Origin of the sequence: Suttonella ornithocola (assembly GCF_001889065.1) — a bacterium.
In the GTDB taxonomy this organism is placed as follows: Bacteria; Pseudomonadota; Gammaproteobacteria; order Cardiobacteriales; family Cardiobacteriaceae; genus Suttonella_A; species Suttonella_A ornithocola.
The window spans coordinates 1-4,628 of sequence record NZ_LWHB01000189.1; the positions used below are offsets into that span (position 1 = coordinate 1).

8 protein-coding genes are annotated in these 4,628 nt (G+C 39.7%); 7 read left to right on the forward strand and 1 reads right to left on the reverse strand.

Translation table 11 applies throughout. The features are described from left to right. Positions 1-37: 37 nt before the first annotated feature. The 4 genes from A5N85_RS12445 to purU all read left to right on the forward strand — a co-directional run bounded on the left by A5N85_RS12445 (position 38) and on the right by purU (position 2,733). A complete protein-coding gene (locus A5N85_RS12445; protein ID WP_143143293.1) occupies positions 38-346 on the forward strand; it encodes a hypothetical protein in 309 nt (102 codons plus the stop codon). A 53-nt stretch (positions 347-399) separates the two neighbouring features. Beyond that, entirely contained in the window at positions 400-576 is a 177-nt protein-coding gene (locus A5N85_RS15780) for a hypothetical protein (protein ID WP_169818671.1), read from the forward strand. 84 nt (positions 577-660) lie between these two features. Then, on the forward strand, positions 661-1,599 hold the full coding sequence (locus tag A5N85_RS12450) for an L-lactate dehydrogenase (protein WP_072577498.1): 939 nt from the start codon (positions 661-663) through the stop codon (positions 1,597-1,599). Between the two features lie 264 nt (positions 1,600-1,863). After that, positions 1,864-2,733, forward strand: a complete 870-nt coding sequence (purU, locus tag A5N85_RS12455) for a formyltetrahydrofolate deformylase (protein ID WP_072577499.1) — start codon at positions 1,864-1,866, stop codon at positions 2,731-2,733. Here purU and A5N85_RS12460 read toward each other — a convergent pair. Continuing rightward, complete coding sequence (locus A5N85_RS12460) at positions 2,730-3,371, reverse strand: 4'-phosphopantetheinyl transferase family protein (RefSeq protein ID WP_072577500.1); 642 nt, start codon at positions 3,369-3,371, stop codon at positions 2,730-2,732. The two genes, purU and A5N85_RS12460, sit on opposite strands and share 4 nt — an antisense overlap. 51 nt (positions 3,372-3,422) lie before the next feature. Here A5N85_RS12460 and A5N85_RS12465 point away from each other — a divergent pair, with 51 nt between their 5' ends. The 3 genes from A5N85_RS12465 to A5N85_RS17850 form a co-directional block, all read left to right on the forward strand. Beyond that, complete coding sequence (locus tag A5N85_RS12465) at positions 3,423-3,854, forward strand: hypothetical protein (RefSeq protein WP_072577501.1); 432 nt, start codon at positions 3,423-3,425, stop codon at positions 3,852-3,854. A gap of 31 nt (positions 3,855-3,885) precedes the next feature. Continuing rightward, positions 3,886-4,311 carry an excinuclease ABC subunit A gene (locus A5N85_RS12470; RefSeq protein WP_072577502.1) on the forward strand — a complete coding sequence of 142 codons (426 nt, stop codon included), beginning with the start codon at positions 3,886-3,888 and terminating at the stop codon, positions 4,309-4,311. A gap of 182 nt (positions 4,312-4,493) precedes the next feature. Further along, a partial coding sequence (locus A5N85_RS17850) for a helix-turn-helix domain-containing protein (protein WP_143143294.1) occupies positions 4,494-4,628 on the forward strand: 135 nt, incomplete at its 3' end.

The window sequence follows — 4,628 nt, forward strand, 5'->3', positions numbered from 1 at the left end:
TACATACAAAACTTTGGGATATTAGGCTGTTTTTAAAGTGGATATTGAGTTAATGTTGTATATTTTTTGGGAAGCTAGCTATAGTCCTAGTATAAATTATCTACTTAATCAGGTATTTATAGTAACTCTAGAAAAGGAGAATACCCTTATTTATCATTCAAATACTGGCAAAATTACAGCGGAATTGTTAGACGATAATGGAGAGCAAGTCATTTGTGGAAGTAAGGATTTACCATTTTTAGGTATTTGGTCTCCGGTTAAATCTCAGCAAACGGCACCATTTGAGACCTTTGCAAAAAAACATAAAATAGAGAAATTTCAATTTTTAATTTTTAAAACATATTAAAATCATAGTCTTAATTTTTCTACTAGTAGCAAAAATGAGTATAAAACGGAATTTTGCAAAGGTCTCCATTTCTTTGTTTGGAACCTTCTTGGCAGGGGATTGTAGATAGAGAGGGCTTTACGGGAGTGTTACAAGATAAAATGGGTATTTTAGCGGCTGCGCCTAATCAATGTTGGACGGGCAGTTGGCAGGTCAAGATTAAATTTGCTGATAAAGAATACTCAAAATAATTTAAAAAAATTGATAAAATATCTGCTAGTAAAAGCCGCTTATCAATGGCATACTAGAATTCTTTGCACAGACAGGAGAAACGAATGGCAAAAGTAAGTGTAATTGGAACAGGCTTTGTGGGAGCAAGCTCTGCTTATGCAATGGCGCTCACTGGTGCGTGCAGCGATTTAATGTTGGTAGATTTAAATGAAGAGCGTGCGCGTGCAGAAGCAGCGGATATTTCTCATGGTGCAGCTGTTTCGAGTGGTGTTCGGGTTCATTCTGGACATTATCCAGATATTACAGGTTCAGCAGCGGTGGTAATTGCTGCTGGAGTGAATCAAAAACCAGGTGAATCTCGGTTGAATTTGCTTTCGAGAAATGCGTCTATTTTTCAGAGCGTTGTGCCTGAGGTCGTAAAATATGCCCCTGATGCAGTGGTGATTATTGCGACGAATCCTGTTGATATTATGACAGAAGTTACTAGGATTTTACATCCAAAACCAGAGTTGGTTTTAGGTACAGGAACAGTGTTAGATACTGCGCGTTTCCGCGATTTATTAGGTCGAGAAAGTGGCGTTAGCCCACGTTATATTCATGCGAATGTTTTGGGTGAGCATGGGGATTCTTCTGTTTTATGTTGGGATCATGCGCAAGTCGCTGGAATGCCAATTCGCGAATTTTTGGCATCAATGGATAAGCAATGGACACAAGAATTAGCGGATTTGATTGAAAGTAAGGTTCGTGGTGCAGCAGGTACGATTATCGCCGGTAAACAAGCCACTTATTATGGTATCGGTGCAGCGGTTGCCAAAATTGTAGAAGCTGTTTTGAAAGACAGTAGAGCTGTAATGACGGTAAGCGGACCGAGTGAATATGGGGTTTGTTTGGCTTTACCGCGCGTTATTGGTAAAAGCGGAATTATGCATACTTTAGATCCTTTACTCTCTGATTGTGAGCGTAAAGGTTTAGAGGAAAGTGCGGCAGTGCTTTTAGAAACACAATCCCCAATTATTAAAGATGGTAAACTTCTGTTAAACTAAGAAAATAATCCGGTAAGCTGCCCGTTATTCGGGCAGCTTTTTCTTTTTTAGAAAAGTATTTGTCTTAACTTCATAGAAGATTTGTAGCGCTTTATTCTCAAAAAATACCTATAACAAAAGTTAAATAAGTAAGTAAAAAGTAATGTGTTATTGTTTTTTATATGTGTTTTTTAGCAGCCTAGCGATAAGGTAATGGCTCTATAAAGCGAAAAGATGGGTTTTTTATTTCCGTTATTAGACGGGGTTTATCATTAAGGAATTTCGATGAATGATCATTTTACTTATATTTTAACTTTAGCCTGCCCTGATCAACCGGGTATTGTGCACGCGGTTTCAGGCTTTTTAAGTGAACGAAGAATCAATATTTTGACTTCTGCTCAGTTTTTTGATGAAGAATCTGGTCGGTTTTTCATGCGTGTTAAGGTCAGTGCTATTGCAGGTAAACAATCATTGTCTGAAATTCGTCAGGATTGGAATGCTGTAGCAGAGCGCTGGCAAATGCAGTCACAATGGTTTGATGCAATGCGTAAAGCGCGTGTGCTAATTATGGTGTCTAAAGCTGGGCATTGTTTGAATAATTTATTGTTTCAGGCAGATACAGGACGTTTACCGATTGATATTGTAGCGGTAGGCTCTAATCATGAAACATTAAAACATCATGCTGAACATTATGATATTCCGTTTTATTACTGGCCATTGAAAAATCAAGAAGATGATTCAAAGGCAGAACAGGAAGCGAAGCTACGAGAGGCGGTTGAAGAATTAAAAGTAGATGTGGTGGTATTGGCACGCTATATGCAGATTTTATCGCCGGCTTTATGTGCGTATTTAAGTGGTCGGGCAATCAATATTCATCATTCGTTTTTACCGAGCTTTAAAGGGGCGCGTCCTTATTATCAAGCGCATGCTAGAGGCGTGAAGCTGATTGGCGCAACGGCGCATTATGTAACGACGGATTTGGATGAGGGACCAATTATTGAGCAAGATGTTGCAAGGGTTCATCATGGAATGAATGTAGGGCGTTTAACCGAAATTGGTAATGATATTGAGCAATTGGTACTTGCAAGGGCATTGCTTTATCATGTTGAACATCGTGTGATTCAAAATGGCAATAAAACGGTTGTTTTTAACTAAGAAATATCAGATTGTTGATTAAAAATAGTTGTTAAATTCCCTAATAAAGCGCTGCTAGTCAGCGCTTTTTCTGTATGTAGCGTGAGTGAGCGACAGTGTTCGGAGAAAGCGGCTGTAATTAGAAAGGTATTGTCTATTAAGAAGTTAATGAAGTGGTATTTTTGTTGACTGGGGCTGCGAAGTTGGAGAGTGGGATGGACATGGTAGCCGACTTCACGCATATCGGTTGGAAAACGAAGATTTTCAGCTTTAATCAAGGCTTCTTTAGCTGTCCATAGTTGATAAAAGGTTAGGGTTGGATGACTAGATTGGGCTAAGTAGTGTTGCTCTGCTTTATTGGCAATGTGTTTGGCAAGCGCAAAAAAATTGCGTTCTTTTAGCGTTTCCATGTCAATACCAGGCTTGTGTGTCTGTCCAATAGCGATGGCAACATGGTCGATTTTGTGGGTAAGACAAAAAGGGCGATTAGGATAGTGTTGACGAATATAGTGTTTAGCTGCGCGCGATACTTGCCATTGTAAGCGATGTTCTAGTGAGGGCGTTTGAAGGAGCCGCTTTTGGTCTTGTTCGTCTAATATGTCGTGGCAATAGTATTGTGCAAATGCAGGCGAGAAAAAAAGTAGGTGGCAATCAAGCATGAGATAATGGTAATCTGTACACAAACAGATTGTAATAAGGATAAAAGGTAAATGAAAGGTTTTTTATTAGGTGCATCAATGTTGGTTTTAGCCGCTTGTGCAGGGACGGGCAGTCGTGGCATTCATGAGGTTTCAATTGCAGGTGCGGAAGCTTCTGCTTATGGTGTGCAAATGCGCGGTGTACCAGTGTTATTTGATGGTGGTGAAGGACAGGTGATTAAAGCGGATGTTCGTTCTCGTAAAAGTTCTTCTATTCAGCGTAATGAAGGGGAAAGTGCGGAATCTGGGGTAACTTTAGGGTGCTATCGTGCTTTCGCTGCTGCGATAGAGCGTTTCCAATTAACGGCTAATCAGTTGGGCGGCACTAAAATTATTCGTATGCGCAGTGATATGAATGGACAAAATGCAAGCCCCGGAAAGTTTCTTTGTTTAGTAGGGGCTTCGCGAGTAAAAGTATCGCTAATTGGCGATATTGCTCGTTAATTTTATCGGTTAATTTCATCAAGGAAATGATATGAAAAAGAAATATGTTATAGCTATTTGTTGTGGGGCAGCTTTGTTTGCATCGGGCTGTCGCTCAACAGATACCCGTAACACGTTCTCGATTGCAGAGGCGTTAAATTCTCCAGAAGCAGCACAAGTGATTGACCCTTCTATCGAACTTCGATTTGCTAGAGGTGGCGGTAAGATTATTAAATCTGGTTTGGTGAGCAATAAGAAAACCAATGGAGTAAATAAGTCAGATGTAGAAGCGTGTAATTGGGCATTTTTATCTGCGGTTAAGCAATTCCAAGAGCGCGCTAAAGCAATGGGGGCAACCAAAGTGGTTAACTTAATTTCTTATTATAAGAAAATGCCTTACTCTAGTGCGACGCAATATGAATGCCATAGCGGTAATTTAATGAGCGGTGTGGCATTAAAAGGCGATTTAGCCCGCTAGTTTCTTTTGTCTTAGGATAAAACGTATCAGCCCGCTTTTGCGGGCTTTTTGATTTTAGTGTGGATATATAGTGTCAGTAGCTAAAAATTAGAATGGTTAAATCACTTATAATTCAATCCATCCAAAGCAGATATAAAGAACAACTTGTAGTAGAATTATCAAAAACAAACTGAGCATATCCTATGACCTACTGCAGCCAATTCCGACAGAAAATTCTTAACGATATTGCTAATGGAGAAACTTGGCGCGCTGTTGCAAAGCGCTACAAGATCAGCAAATTCACCGTCTATAGCTGGATTAAAAATCCCCATCCTAAA